The organism is Acinetobacter baylyi DSM 14961 = CIP 107474 (genome assembly GCF_000368685.1).
Classification (GTDB): domain Bacteria; phylum Pseudomonadota; class Gammaproteobacteria; order Pseudomonadales; family Moraxellaceae; genus Acinetobacter; species Acinetobacter baylyi.
This window is the reverse complement of sequence record NZ_KB849626.1, coordinates 502,867-515,844: the sequence shown is the minus strand read 5'-3', so window position 1 is coordinate 515,844 and position 12,978 is coordinate 502,867. Positions and strand designations below refer to the sequence as shown.

General features: G+C 40.4%; 16 protein-coding genes. 9 read left to right on the top strand and 7 right to left on the bottom strand.

The features are described from left to right. Positions 1–87: 87 nt before the first annotated feature. From F952_RS06670 to orn, 3 genes are all read right to left on the bottom strand, one after another. Positions 88–891: an enoyl-ACP reductase FabI gene (locus tag F952_RS06670; protein ID WP_004924372.1), complete on the bottom strand. Its 804-nt coding sequence runs from the start codon at positions 889–891 to the stop codon at positions 88–90. Positions 892–1,034: 143 nt separating this feature from the next. After that, entirely contained in the window at positions 1,035–1,766 is a 732-nt protein-coding gene (locus F952_RS06665) for a Bax inhibitor-1/YccA family protein (protein WP_004924369.1), read from the bottom strand. 221 nt (positions 1,767–1,987) lie between these two features. Continuing rightward, positions 1,988–2,539 (bottom strand): oligoribonuclease, encoded by a 552-nt coding sequence (gene orn, locus F952_RS06660; protein ID WP_004924364.1) that lies wholly within the window; start codon positions 2,537–2,539, stop codon positions 1,988–1,990. Between the two features lie 122 nt (positions 2,540–2,661). Between orn and rsgA the strand changes: the two genes are divergently transcribed. The 4 genes from rsgA to secB all read left to right on the top strand — a co-directional run bounded on the left by rsgA (position 2,662) and on the right by secB (position 4,983). Beyond that, positions 2,662–3,720 (top strand): small ribosomal subunit biogenesis GTPase RsgA, encoded by a 1,059-nt coding sequence (gene rsgA / locus F952_RS06655; RefSeq protein ID WP_004924361.1) that lies wholly within the window; start codon positions 2,662–2,664, stop codon positions 3,718–3,720. A 91-nt stretch (positions 3,721–3,811) separates the two neighbouring features. Beyond that, positions 3,812–4,228 carry a rhodanese-like domain-containing protein gene (locus F952_RS06650; RefSeq protein ID WP_004924356.1) on the top strand — a complete coding sequence of 139 codons (417 nt, stop codon included), beginning with the start codon at positions 3,812–3,814 and terminating at the stop codon, positions 4,226–4,228. Between the two features lie 12 nt (positions 4,229–4,240). Next, positions 4,241–4,498, top strand: a complete 258-nt coding sequence (grxC, locus tag F952_RS06645) for a glutaredoxin 3 (protein WP_004924352.1) — start codon at positions 4,241–4,243, stop codon at positions 4,496–4,498. Positions 4,499–4,527: 29 nt separating this feature from the next. Further along, positions 4,528–4,983, top strand: a complete 456-nt coding sequence (gene secB, locus F952_RS06640) for a protein-export chaperone SecB (RefSeq protein WP_004924350.1) — start codon at positions 4,528–4,530, stop codon at positions 4,981–4,983. Positions 4,984–5,042: 59 nt separating this feature from the next. On the opposite strand, the gene cybC is transcribed toward secB, so the two are convergent. After that, positions 5,043–5,432 (bottom strand): cytochrome b562, encoded by a 390-nt coding sequence (gene cybC / locus F952_RS06635; RefSeq protein ID WP_004924347.1) that lies wholly within the window; start codon positions 5,430–5,432, stop codon positions 5,043–5,045. A 112-nt stretch (positions 5,433–5,544) separates the two neighbouring features. Continuing rightward, entirely contained in the window at positions 5,545–6,801 is a 1,257-nt protein-coding gene (coaBC, locus tag F952_RS06630; protein ID WP_004924345.1) for a bifunctional phosphopantothenoylcysteine decarboxylase/phosphopantothenate--cysteine ligase CoaBC, read from the bottom strand. Between the two features lie 110 nt (positions 6,802–6,911). Between coaBC and radC the strand changes: the two genes are divergently transcribed. Together radC and F952_RS06620 are read left to right on the top strand one after the other, a co-directional pair. Then, positions 6,912–7,682 carry a RadC family protein gene (gene radC, locus F952_RS06625; RefSeq protein ID WP_004924342.1) on the top strand — a complete coding sequence of 257 codons (771 nt, stop codon included), beginning with the start codon at positions 6,912–6,914 and terminating at the stop codon, positions 7,680–7,682. Further along, positions 7,679–8,590: a bestrophin family protein gene (locus F952_RS06620; protein ID WP_004924340.1), complete on the top strand. Its 912-nt coding sequence runs from the start codon at positions 7,679–7,681 to the stop codon at positions 8,588–8,590. The genes radC and F952_RS06620 overlap by 4 nt, the downstream gene beginning before the upstream one ends. 20 nt (positions 8,591–8,610) lie before the next feature. On the opposite strand, the gene F952_RS06615 is transcribed toward F952_RS06620, so the two are convergent. After that, entirely contained in the window at positions 8,611–9,657 is a 1,047-nt protein-coding gene (locus F952_RS06615; protein ID WP_004924337.1) for an aldo/keto reductase, read from the bottom strand. 104 nt (positions 9,658–9,761) lie between these two features. On the opposite strand from F952_RS06615, the gene F952_RS06610 reads away from it, so the two are divergent. Together F952_RS06610 and F952_RS06605 are read left to right on the top strand one after the other, a co-directional pair. Next, positions 9,762–10,676, top strand: coding sequence for a LysR family transcriptional regulator (locus F952_RS06610; protein WP_004924334.1), 915 nt, complete (start codon positions 9,762–9,764; stop codon positions 10,674–10,676). Between the two features lie 151 nt (positions 10,677–10,827). Then, positions 10,828–11,451 carry a glutathione S-transferase gene (locus F952_RS06605; RefSeq protein ID WP_004924331.1) on the top strand — a complete coding sequence of 208 codons (624 nt, stop codon included), beginning with the start codon at positions 10,828–10,830 and terminating at the stop codon, positions 11,449–11,451. A 13-nt stretch (positions 11,452–11,464) separates the two neighbouring features. Here F952_RS06605 and F952_RS06600 read toward each other — a convergent pair whose 3' ends face one another. Next, entirely contained in the window at positions 11,465–12,316 is an 852-nt protein-coding gene (locus F952_RS06600; RefSeq protein ID WP_004924329.1) for a PHP domain-containing protein, read from the bottom strand. A 45-nt stretch (positions 12,317–12,361) separates the two neighbouring features. Here F952_RS06600 and F952_RS06595 point away from each other — a divergent pair, with 45 nt between their 5' ends. Next, positions 12,362–12,976 carry an inner membrane-spanning protein YciB gene (locus F952_RS06595; protein WP_004924326.1) on the top strand — a complete coding sequence of 205 codons (615 nt, stop codon included), beginning with the start codon at positions 12,362–12,364 and terminating at the stop codon, positions 12,974–12,976. Positions 12,977–12,978 lie beyond the last annotated feature (2 nt).

The window sequence follows — 12,978 nt, the reverse complement described above, 5'->3', positions numbered from 1 at the left end:
TAGTAAATATGTAGATTAAAAAATACTTAAAACTATAAAAAATGATGCTCAAAGGCATCATTTTTTTATTCATGGACAGAATTATGATTATTCTTCATCCATAATTGCTTGGCTCATTCCTACGGTATTAAAACCCGCATCGACATACATGATTTCACCCGTAATACCTGAAGCCCAAGGTGAACATAAGAACAATGCAGCATTACCCACTTCTTCAATAGTCACGTTACGTTTCAACGGGGATACTTTTTCGTTGACATCGAGCATTTTACGGAACGATTTAATACCTGAGGCCGCCAAGGTACGAATTGGCCCCGCAGAAATCGCATTAACACGAATTCCATCTGCTCCAAGACTAGATGCTAAATAACGAACACCAGCTTCTAAAGATGCCTTGGCAAGTCCCATCACGTTGTAATTTGGCATCACACGCTCAGAACCCTGATAAGTCAGCGTCAACAAGCAGCCTTGACGCGCTTGAAGCAATGGCTTCGCTGCACGTGCCATTGCGACAAAGCTATAGGCACTGATATCGTGTGCAATACGGAAACCTTCACGATCTGTCACGTCCGTAAAATCGCCGTCCAGTGTATGCGCTGGTGCAAAACCAATCGAATGAACCACACCATCCACACCATCCCAATGTTTTGCGAGTTCTACAAAAGCATTGTCAATTTCTGCATCAACAGCAACATCACAAGGAAAAACCAGCGTTGAATCAAATTGTGCAGCAAATTCATCAACACGCTTTTTTAGTTTTTCATTTGGATAAGTAAATGCAAGCTCTGCACCTTCGCGATGTAATGCCTGAGCAATACCGTATGCAATTGATAACTTACTAGCAACACCTGCAATTAAAAAGCGCTTACCTGTTAATAGTCCTTGTGCCATTGGGTTTCTCACTTTAATAAATTTAGAAGCATAATGCCAAGCTTCGACACTTTGCGAAATTGCATAAAGCATCTTTTTTGCATAGACATAAAAAAATCGCACTCTCTAAAGAATGCGATTGAGGCTATTTGGGACTGATCATTTTAGTCGTTTGACAATATTCCGATCAAACGTAAGAACGAAATGTACATCCAGACTAAGGTAGACAGTAATGCAATACCACATAACCATTCAAATGATTTTGGTGCATGCTGTGCCGCAGCGGATTCAATCAAATCAAAATCTAGAATTAAATTAAGTGAAGCAATCACGGCAACAAATGCCGCAAAACCAATACCCAACCAGTTACTTTCAAAGATATATGGAACACTCGATGCAAAAGCCAGACTCATGACCATTTGCACCACAAAAACAATCGCAATTGCAATCGTGGCAGAAATCACTACTGATTTAAATTTTTCAGTGGCACGAATAATCTGAAACTTATATAAGCCAAACATGACCAGTGTGGTGACAAAAGTTGCAAGTAGAGCCTGTAAAGGCGCGCCTGGAAATTTCGCCTGAAAAATAAAGGAAATGCCGCCCAGAAATGCACCTTCAAACAGAGCGTAAGGAATAGCCAAAACTGGAGCTGTAGAGGATTTAAACGTTGCAACCAGCGCAAGGATAAGACCACCAATAGCACCCACCCACATTGCAGCGTAAGCGATTCCCACATTTGCAGTAAATGCACAATAAAAGAATAGCGCTAAACCTGTAATTGCAGCGATCAAGGTTAAACCAACCGATTTTTGGACAGCACCCGCCACTGTCATCGACTGGTTAAAATCACTATAAGTTTCAACCCGGGTTAAGATAGGGTTATTACTTTGCATCTTCATCTCATTGTTATAATTGACATTGAACAATTGCTTATATTAGGACAAATTCCATAAATTCCAATTTGATCTGATGGGCTTTTTGTAACAAGCCGCAAATACTGTTATTTATATTTATAAATTTTTATATTGATAAAGATAAGCTTCGTGCCCAATAAAAAAGACCATATCGTGCTAACTACCCGAATGGCCTTTACTTTAAAATCATAATCCAAGTATTAATTTTTAATAAAAAAATACTCACGATAATATTTTAGCTCTGAAATAGAGTCACGAATATCATCCATCGCCAAATGAGATGCATTTTTCTTTAAGCCACTCATGATCTCTGGACGCCAGCGTTTTGCTAATTCTTTCACCGATGAGACATCCAGATTACGATAATGAAAATACTGTTCTAACTCTGGCATCAAGCGATGCATAAAACGACGATCTTGACAGATCGAGTTACCGCACATCGGAGAAGTTTTCGGATTAACCCATTTTTTTAAGAACTCAAGTGTCTGCAATTCTACATCTCGTGCCGTCAGCTTGCTGCGGCGAACACGTTCAATCAAACCTGACTGACCGTGCTGACGCGTGTTCCATTCATCCATTGCATTTAAAATCCGATCAGGTTGATGAACAGCAAGAACAGGACCTTCAGCAACAATATTTAAATGATCATCTGTAATAATCGTGGCAATTTCAATAATTTGATCGTTATCTGTGTCTAAACCTGTCATTTCAAGGTCAATCCAGATTAACCGCGTATCCTGTGTGCTGCTCATAAATGTCAAATCTTAAAGCGTCAAAAACATCAATAGTAGCAAATTTCTCTCATCTTGGCTGTAATTCCATAGCCAGTTCATGCTATTTTTGCCACCTTGGTAAATGGGTTTTTAGGATATGAATGGCTCTAATTCGTAAACGACGCTTGACTGAACAACAGCAACGTCGGATCAAAAAACAGCAGCAAACTCGTCAGGAAGAACTGGATACTTCCAGTGATCTTGAAGGATTGGTGGTTCAGCATTATGGGCGCCAGCTTGAAGTTCAGGCACTTTCTATTCCGAACCCTCACCCCGAACCACCAGTTGTTGCAGAAGGCGAACCTGAACCATTCTGGAAACCCATTGAACTGGGCAGTATTTGGCGATGTCATACCCGTACCAATCTTGAAATGCTGGTCACGGGAGATCGAGTCAAATGGCAGGCAGATCCAAATACAGGGCTGGGTATTATTACCGCCATTCATCCACGTCGCTCATTACTGACTCGTCCTGACCGATACCATAAGGTTAAGCCAGTTGCAGCCAATATCAGTTTAATCGTGATCGTTTTTGCCGTCTTGCCCGATCCTGCACCCAGCCTGATCGACCGTTATCTGGTCGCTTGCGAAGATGCCAATATTCCTGCATTACTGGTACTCAACAAATCAGATTTACTCAAAGAACAAGATCCGATTCTCAGTATGCTTGATGAATATCAGGCATTGGGATATGAAACACTCATCTGTCATGCAAAAGGCGATTTAAGTGCGCTGAAGGCACGCCTTGATAATGAAACTGTCGCATTTGTAGGCCAATCTGGTGTTGGAAAAAGTTCATTGATCAATGCCATCATTCCTGAGGCCGAACAGAAAACCAATATCATTTCTGAAAATTCTGCACTAGGACAACATACCACCACCTCCACAAGACTGATTACTTTTGGAGAAAATGGTGCACTTATTGATTCACCAGGTATCCGTGAGTTTGGATTATGGCATTTGGATGCTGAAAAGGTACGTCACGGTTTTCCCGAAATAGACACCCAATTAGGCCAGTGTCAGTTTCGTAACTGCACCCATACCCACGAGAAAAATTGTGGCTTAAAAACGGCCGTACAAAATGGTGAAATTTTGCCACGTCGCCTTGAAAGCTATCTGCGTTTATTGGATGAGATTCAGGAAGCGCAACAAAAAAGTTAATTTTTATAAAACTAGCTCTTGAACTGGTGATTTTGATCACCATGTATATGAGCTATACTCTACGTCAATTTTGAGTTTAATTAGGTGGCTTGTGGAACGTTGGTTGGAATTTATGGGGAATCACCCCTTTTTATTTGGTACGCTTGCGATTCTGATCGTTTTGTTCTTTATTTTTGAAGGGCAACGTAACGGACGCAAAATCTCCCCACAATCGCTTGGTATTTTAATCAAAGCTAAAAATGCCCAGTTAATTGATTTACGCGATGCCAAAGATTTCCGTGAAGGTCATATCAGCGGAAGTCGTAATATTCCGTATAGCCAGATCACAAGTCATGTTGATGAGCTAAAAGCAAGTGAGCGCCCATTGGTCTTCATTTGTAATTTAGGTCAGGTTGCTGGCAGTGCCCTACAAAAGATAGGCCATGCCGACAGCTACCGCCTTGATGGTGGAATCAGCAATTGGAAAGCACAAGGCTTACCTTTAGTTAAAGCAAAAACCAAAGCTTAAGGAGTTAACCTCATGGCGGCAAATATCACCATTTATTCGACCACGGTGTGTCCGTATTGCATTCGTGCAAAACAACTACTTGAGCGCAAAGGCGTTAAATATAAAGAAATCAATCTGTCCAATGAAGCACCAGAAGTACGTGTTGAATTAATGCAACGCACCCATCACCGTACAGTGCCTCAAATTTTTATCAATGACCAGTTTATTGGCGGTTTTGATCAGCTTTATGCTTTAGAGCGTGATGGTAAACTCGACGAATTATTGGCTTAATCTCGCTTTGTACAGTAAAGGAAAAAAGAATGAGTGAAGAACAACAAACTCAACCACAACTTGCTTTAGAACGTCTTTATACCAAAGATATTTCATTTGAAGTACCAGGCCCGCAAGTGTTTACCAAACAATGGCAGCCTGAACTGAATATCAATTTATCTTCTTCTGCAGAAAAAATTGATCCAACACATTTTGAAGTCTCTTTAAAAGTTGTGGTTCAAGCAAATAATGAAGGTGAGACTGCTTTTATTGTTGACGTAACTCAATCTGGTATTTTCTTAATTGATAATATCGAAGAAGATCGCTTACCGTATATTTTAGGGGCTTACTGCCCGAATATCCTGTTCCCGTTCTTACGTGAAGCAGTCAATGATATGGTAACGAAGGGAAGCTTCCCTCAATTACTTCTCACTCCAATCAATTTTGATGCAGAGTTTGAAGCTAATCTTGAACGCGCTCAAACTGCAGTAGAAGGTCAAGCTTAAAAGCTTAAATCTCCTACTTAAAAAGCTACCTCTCAAAGGTAGCTTTTTTTATATTGTTATTATTTGAATTTTTTATGATTTACATTACGAATATCAAGTAAGGTTTTACCTTCGACTTTGGCCTGATCAAGTTTTCCAGCCTTGACTAAAAGATTGGTCTTATCAATTTCAGCAACTAATTGATCCAACCCTTTATGATAATCCATCACCTCGGCACTATTGTCGGGTTTATTGGCCAGTTTGGATGGCTTTGATTTTTGTGAATCAATAGCAGCCAATTTCATCTTATTCAATGCGGTTTCAGCATCTTTCACATTACTTGATTTTGAAAAATCTGAATATGCTGTTGCAATACTGATCATGTTGTTCTGAAGGCTGGCTGCCATAGCAAGGTGGCTAACACTTAAAGAACCGATGAGTAATATGCTTCCTAATATTTTCTTGTTCATAGACTGAGATCCATTGATGTGCAGGTTATCTGCCTCACCAAAATATCTGGTTTCTCAAAAAACATAAAGCTCCTTTTTCAGGAGCTTTAGCTAAACAATATAACTATTTGATTTACAGTTTTCGTCGTAAGGCATCCGAAATAGATTCAACCAATTGCTGGGCAATTTCCTGTTTAGACGCTTTTTCTAATTCACGTTTTTTCAAGTGATATTGCTCTGCAAAAAACACCACCATGGCATTTTCATCAGATGCAAATCCAATATCTTTACGTGATACATCATTGCAAGCGATCATATCCAGATTCTTGGCAACCAGCTTGCCAGCAGCATATTCTTCAACATTTTGTGTTTCGGCGGCAAAACCTACCATAAAGGGTCTTTGAGCTTGTTGGGCAATGGTGGCCACAATATCAGGATTTTTGATCAGACTGACCTCAAGTTCATCACCTGATTTTTTAATTTTCTGATCTGAAACTTGAGCAACGCGATAATCCGCTACGGCAGCAGTCGCTATAAAAATATCACAGCCCTGCTCTAAAGTTTTCAGGCTTTCATCCAACATCTGTACCGCTGAGGACACATTAACCCGCTTGACACCATTCGGGGTATCCAAACTCACTGGCCCTGCAATTAAAGATACTTTAGCACCCGCTGCATAGCAGGCTGCAGCCAAAGAGAATCCCATTTTTCCAGTACTATGATTGGAAATATAACGTACTGGATCAATCGCCTCTCGCGTTGGGCCTGCGGTAATCACCACATGCTGCCCCGCAAGCAAACCAAATTTCTCTGCAATAGCCCGTTGAGCTTTATGAAAATATTCACGAACCTGATAAGCCAGTTGCTCTGGTTCAGGCATACGGCCCAATCCAACATCCCCACAGGCCTGTGCACCCGCATCTGGCATAATGACATGCACACCGTCATCGACCAGTGTTTGCAGGTTACGCTGAGTGGCTTTAGCTGCCCACATTTGCTGATTCATGGCAGGTGCAACCCAGACAGGCGCTTTGGTTGCCAGATAAAGTGTACTTAACAAATCATCTGCTAAGCCTTGGGCAAACTTTGCCAGCGTATCACAGCTTGCTGGGGCAACCAGTATCAGATCGGCCCAACGTGCCAGTTCAATATGCCCCATTCCCGCTTCTGCTTCAGGGTCCAGCAATTCGGTATGTACTGGATACCCAGACAGTGCCTGAAAAGTCAGCGGAGTAATAAAGGCTTGTGCGCCGTGTGTCATGACCACACGTACATCAAAACCATAATCTTTTAAACGGCGTACTAAAATTGCGCTCTTATAGGCAGCAATTCCCCCTGTGACAGCTAGAATAATATTTTTATTTGGAATGACACTTAAATCAAAGCTCACGAACAGTTTACCTTTCTGTTGCAGTGGCGCTCACAATAGCATTAAATATGAATTGACCCAAGTGATTGTCATTTTCAAATCAAAACTACAACGTACATACTTTTATCATAATGAATCAATCTATTAAATTTTGGCCTGAACAAGAACGGCCCAGAGAACGCTTATTACATTCGGGGCCTGAGAGTCTATCTGATGCAGAGTTACTTGCGATTTTCTTGAGAACAGGCTCTAAACAACACTCTGCTGTTGAACTGGCCCGTTTGATGATTCAACACTTTGGCGGTTTAAATCCAGTCTTTGATGCATCGCTGCAAGAACTGTCGCATTTTCATGGTATTGGAACCACTAAATATGCGCATCTTATGGCTGTTAAAGAATTAGGACGGCGCTATCTAAATCACTATTTTCATCAAGATGCCTTGAATCTTAATTCTTCCAGATTGGTACTTGATTATTTACGCTACGAGTTACTCGGAGAAAAGCAGGAAGTATTTGCAGTATTATGCCTCGATAGCGAACTTAGAAAATTAAACTTTAAAAAACTATTTTATGGTTCTTTAAATGCCTGCAATATTTCAATTAATCATACCTTACGTTATGCCTTGCAACAGCATGCCTGTCATATTGTCATTGCGCACAATCATCCTTTTGGAAAAGCAGAACCATCAGCTGCCGACCTTGATTTGACGCATCAGCTTTATCAGGCTTGCCAGCTCGTCGAAATCAAGCTACTGGACCATTTTATTATTGCAAAAGATGGGACATTTTCATTTGCAGAACGTGCTTTACTCAGCCAAAAAAAATGCATGCATACAGATATTGACAAACCTGACTTGACTGGTGAAGATCATCACAAAAAAAGCTGTGATAGATCACCATGATTGTCCGTGACCAAACTGATATTTTTAAATTGCTGTTTTCTTGGCGCGGCACGATTTTACCTAAAATTTTGCCACCACTTGGGGTCATTATGTTGATCTCAGCCATAATAGGCGGGATTCAATATACCCAGCTTTTTCATTTCCCAGAATTGCCTCTTGTTGGCTTCACACTGATTGGTGTTGTGCTGTCCATTTTTTTGGGATTTAAAAATAGTGCCTGTTATGATCGCTGGTGGGAAGCCCGTAAGCTTTGGGGGCTACTGATTGCAAATGCACGACATTTTGATCGTGATTGTCGCATTTTACCGCAAGGTAGACGTGAACGAATTATTCAGCATGTGATTGTATTTGCGAATGTTCTACGTGATCGTTTACGTCATCAAACCGCTAATCCAACCGAACTCACTCAAACCAGCGGACTGAGTCAGCAAGCACTCACCCAGCTTTATCAGCAAGTTAATGCACCGCAATATGCGCTCAGCCTCATCCACTGGGAACTGATGCAAGCGCTTAAAGAAGGTGAGATCAGTGACATTATTTATACCCAGATGAATGGCTATATTTCTGAATTTAGTCTCGTTCAAACGGGCTGTGACCGTATTGCCAATACGCCTATTCCATTTGCCTATTCAGTTTTGCTGAATCGCACAGTATATTTCTTCTGCTTTATGCTGCCATTTAGCTTAGGCTCAACACTCGGTCTGGTAACTCCGATTTTAGTGGGCGTACTCACTTATACCTTTTTGGGACTTGATGCCTTGAGTACCGAGATTGAAGAACCGTTTGGCACCCAAAGCAATGATTTACCGCTTGATTCAATGGTGCGTATGATTGAGATTGAATTACTCAGTACCTTAGGTAAACCAACACCTCCACCCATTCAGGCACAAGATAATAATCTCTTGTAAACCATCGATAGTTTCGACAACTATCCCATCTGAGATGCAACAATGGGCTTGAAGCGCTCTCCAAACTGCCCATTCCAGTATGGATAATAAGGATACGGCGGAGACACAGCGCTAATCTGATTGAGTTTTTCAATATATTCTGTACTCAGATCGCAGTTCTGAGCGAGCAAATTGTCACGGAGTTGCTGCTCATTTCTGGCACCCACCAAAACACTTGAAACGGTGGGACGCCCTAACAACCAGGAAAGTGCAATTTGCGGAATCGAATAACCTGTTTCAGTGTTAATCTGTTGCATCACCTCAAGTACCCGATATAAATGTTCGTCATCAACTGGAGGTGCATATTGCGCTGTTTGATGCAAACGGCTTGATGCGGGTATTGGATGCTCACGATCAAAGCGGCCTGTCAGACGTCCCCAGCCCAATGGACTCCAAATCACAGCTCCGATGTGTTGATCGTCATTTAATGGCATAAGTTCCCATTCATAATCTCGACCAATCAAAGAATAATAAACTTGATTTGCCACAAATTTTTCATAGCCATACTGCTCCGCAATCGCTTGTGCCTTCATCAGTTGCCAGCCCGAAAAGTTCGATACCCCAATAAAGCGAACTTTTCCACTTTGTACTAACTCATTTAAGGTGCGCATCAGCTGCTCAAGCGAGGTAAAACTATCAAATTGATGCAATTGCAAAACATCAATGTAATCGGTATTTAATCGCTTAAGAGAGGCTTCGACTGCTTTTTTTAGGTAATGACGATGAAAGCCAGTCTCATTTAAACCAGATGCGTAACGTAATCCAATCTTGGTCGAAATAATATTGTTTTTTCTTTCTGAACCTAAGCCTCGGCCTAACATTGTTTCTGACGCTCCGTCAGAATAAACATCTGCTGTATCAAAATAATTAATGCCTGCATCCAAACAGATCTTAATCAGTCGATTGGCCTCATTCTGGTCGGGTTGTCCCCACGCAGAAAAGATCTGTCCTTTGCCTCCTAGCGTTCCCGCACCAAAACCTAATTCTGAAACCTGCAAACCAGAGTTGCCTAAAAAGCGATATTTCATGATGGCTCTCAATATGAACGATTCATTACATCATCCAAGATAGGTCTATAAGATTTTTTAAAAAAGCAGGATAATCAGAAAAGACTATTCTGATTTTATTGATTATGAATACAGACGATTTCCAGTTTTTTATTCGCGTGGCTGACTGTGGTTCACTGAGCAAAGCAGCTCAAGAAGCCAATATTTCGGTGTCTGTTGCCAGCCAACGGATTCAAAGGCTTGAAAGCACATTAAAATTGCGCTTGTTTTATCGAACAACTCGAAAAATCACCTTAACCGATGAAGGAAGAAAATTACTCGATTTTGGTCGATACTGGCTTGACGATTTTATAACGTTAAAAGATACGCTTACAGCTCGCGATAAACCGCTCACAGGAAATTTAAGAGTCACAACATCCGCAACATTTGGCATTAAGATTTTAACCAAGGTGATTGCCAATTTTGCTTTGCTTCACCCTACTCTGAATATTTACTTGGATTTAAATGATCAAAATATCGATCTGATTGAACATGGAATGGATTTAGCCATTAGAATTGGCAAACTCAATGATTCCAGTTTGGTTGCCAAACCTTTGATGACAAATCATCGTCTAATCTGTGCAGCTCCCTCATACCTAAACCAATACGGAATGCCACATAGTATTGAAGATTTGCAACAGCATCGATGTATTTTACAACAACATCAAAATGGCCTAACTGATCACTGGCAATTGATTGATCAGAAAAGAACGGTTGTTGATGTTCACTTGAAAGCTTACTTTACAACAAACTCTGGCGAGGCAATTCGTCAGGCAGCACTTCAAGGTTTGGGTATTTCTAATCACTCTCGATGGCATGTCGCGGATGATTTAGAACAAGGGCATCTGATTGAACTCCTTCCTGAGTATCAAATTGAACCGACAACCATTTATGCGGTATTTCCAAACCGTCAATTTCGCCAGCCGAAAACTGAATTATTTTTAAGTTATTTACAGAATTACTTTAAACACGAATATCCATGGAATATCAGAAAAAACTAGATAAATTAATCATTTAAACTATAAATAAATCCACATTTCCATCTAAGTAATTGATCATAATGTGCTTTAGCTTAAGGTCGGTATGTTAGAGTCATTGTGTTTACAGAATTGTCTTGAATAACGGCTTAAACATACTGTTGAGAACTCAATCATGCTAAAAATATTAGGTCGGTCTGACTCAATCAATGTCAGAAAACTACTATGGTTATGTGAAGAATTAAACCTGAGTTATGAACGTGAAGATTGGGGACGTGGTTTTCGCTCTCCTCAAGAAGATGCATTTATTACACTGAATCCAAATGCAACCATTCCAATCCTGATAGACGGCGACTTTATTCTCTGGCAATCCAATTCCATCATCCGTTATCTTGCAAATGCCTATCATGGCCAGCATTTTTATCCCCAAGACCCAAAACCACGCGCTATCATTGATCAGTGGATTGACTGGCAAGGCATCGAACTGAACAATAGCTGGTCTTACGCGTTAATGCATATCATCCGTCAATCACCTGCGCATCAAGATTTACAATGTGTGGCTGCCAGTATTCAATCATGGAACAAGAATATTCAAATTCTTGATCAGCAACTTAAAAAAACAAATGCATATGTTGCAGGCACAGATTTTTCATTGGCCGATGTCGTGATTGGTTTATCGGTACAGCGCTGGTATATGACGCCTTTTGATAAACCCGACTGTCCACATGTGAAGCGCTATTACACCCTCTTAAGCCAAAGAGCGGCTTACTTAAAATGGGGAAATAACGGACAAAACTGAGTTGATACTCAAATTAACGAAAGCTTTCCCAAATCCCAGTTTGATGCGGATTTGGTTGAGGTGTATGCCCAAGTTTAATCCAGGGCATATTTTCGCCATGAAAGTCACTCCCAATCGAGACTTTAAGATCAAACTGTTGAATTATGCGATCAATCATTTGACGAGTAGAAACAGGATCGACACTTGGTGGAAGTTCTACGGCATCTCCTCCCATTTTCGCAAATAGCTCAATCAGGTAGCGAACATTGGTCGAGGATAAATCATAACGTGTAGGATGCGCCAAGATGGCAAATCCTTCACTCTCATGAATAATCCGAATGGTATCTGCCAAATTTAAACCATCAAACTTCACATAAGCACGTTTACCTTCTTTTAAAAAGCGATCAAAAGCTTGTTGTGGTCGAGCGACAATTTCTTTTTCCACCAAGGCTTTTGCAATATGTGTGCGGGTAATCCGATCGGGTTCACCCTCTACTTTAAGAAGCACATCTGTATAAATATCCTGCCCAGTACACTGCTGTAAAATCTGACAGATCTGTTGTGCACGTTCAGCACGAATATTTTTTTGTATAACTAATGCATCCAGTAAAGGCTCAGGATTCTGCATATTTAATGCAACAATGTGCACACCATAGGCCTTCTTCGTATTGGGTCTAGACCACTGGCTAGAAATTTCAGCACCAGAAATAATTTGAATATCATGACCTTGGGCTTGTTGTATTGCAGTTTCCAGACCATCCATAGTGTCGTGATCAGTCAATGCCAATGTATGGATTCCACATGCAATTGCAGCATCCACCAAACAAGATGGTGATAAAGTTCCATCAGAAATATTGCTATGTGTATGTAAATCTATGCCATGCATCTTCTATACTATGCTATCCGTTTGATCTGGTTTAGATACTCTAACATGAAAGCACTTTTAGACTTTGTGCCCATTATTATTTTTTATTACTTGTTGAAAACAGTAGATCCTAAAGATAGTCATCATCCACTACTACAGTTGATTGGATATACAGGCGGAAGTAATAACAACGAAGTTTTAGTCGCTACAACAGGCTTAATCATCTCAATGATCGTGATTTATGGCGGGTTGTTTATTTATCAAAAATTCAAACTGGAAAAACAACAGTGGATTATTTTGATACTGACGATTGTGTTAGGTGGTGTAACTTTAGCATTACGTGACGATACTTACATCAAACTTAAAGCAGTCCTACTCAATCTCGCTTTTGCTGGTGCATTCCTACTTTCACCTTACTTCGGTAAAGATAAAAAACCTTTAATTCAACGTTTATTTGATCCAGTTTTAGAATTGACTGCATCAGGCTGGAAAAACTTAAACTATATTTGGGCAGTAATGTTCATTGTCATGTCCCTGTTGCATTTTTTCTTCGCATTTATTTTCATGCAAGGAAAATATTGGGGAGAATTTACTGCTTTTGGTGACATGATTGTCATGTTTTCCTTTATTATTATTCAGTTTATTGTGCTTCGTAAACATTTTAAATCACCAGATGCCTAAGC

What these genes read in the sequence shown, in the direction of transcription:
- F952_RS06670 (WP_004924372.1), bottom strand. Translation starts at nt 891, where the DNA reads ATGGCACAAGGACTATTAACAGGTAAGCGCTTTTTAATTGCAGGTGTT.
- F952_RS06665 (WP_004924369.1), bottom strand. Translation starts at nt 1,766, where the DNA reads ATGCAAAGTAATAACCCTATCTTAACCCGGGTTGAAACTTATAGTGAT.
- orn (WP_004924364.1), bottom strand. Translation starts at nt 2,539, where the DNA reads ATGAGCAGCACACAGGATACGCGGTTAATCTGGATTGACCTTGAAATG.
- rsgA (WP_004924361.1), top strand. Translation starts at nt 2,662, where the DNA reads ATGGCTCTAATTCGTAAACGACGCTTGACTGAACAACAGCAACGTCGG.
- grxC (WP_004924352.1), top strand. Translation starts at nt 4,241, where the DNA reads ATGGCGGCAAATATCACCATTTATTCGACCACGGTGTGTCCGTATTGC.
- secB (WP_004924350.1), top strand. Translation starts at nt 4,528, where the DNA reads ATGAGTGAAGAACAACAAACTCAACCACAACTTGCTTTAGAACGTCTT.
- cybC (WP_004924347.1), bottom strand. Translation starts at nt 5,432, where the DNA reads ATGAACAAGAAAATATTAGGAAGCATATTACTCATCGGTTCTTTAAGT.
- radC (WP_004924342.1), top strand. Translation starts at nt 6,912, where the DNA reads ATGAATCAATCTATTAAATTTTGGCCTGAACAAGAACGGCCCAGAGAA.
- F952_RS06620 (WP_004924340.1), top strand. Translation starts at nt 7,679, where the DNA reads ATGATTGTCCGTGACCAAACTGATATTTTTAAATTGCTGTTTTCTTGG.
- F952_RS06615 (WP_004924337.1), bottom strand. Translation starts at nt 9,657, where the DNA reads ATGAAATATCGCTTTTTAGGCAACTCTGGTTTGCAGGTTTCAGAATTA.
- F952_RS06610 (WP_004924334.1), top strand. Translation starts at nt 9,762, where the DNA reads ATGAATACAGACGATTTCCAGTTTTTTATTCGCGTGGCTGACTGTGGT.
- F952_RS06605 (WP_004924331.1), top strand. Translation starts at nt 10,828, where the DNA reads ATGCTAAAAATATTAGGTCGGTCTGACTCAATCAATGTCAGAAAACTA.
- F952_RS06600 (WP_004924329.1), bottom strand. Translation starts at nt 12,316, where the DNA reads ATGCATGGCATAGATTTACATACACATAGCAATATTTCTGATGGAACT.
- F952_RS06595 (WP_004924326.1), top strand. Translation starts at nt 12,362, where the DNA reads ATGAAAGCACTTTTAGACTTTGTGCCCATTATTATTTTTTATTACTTG.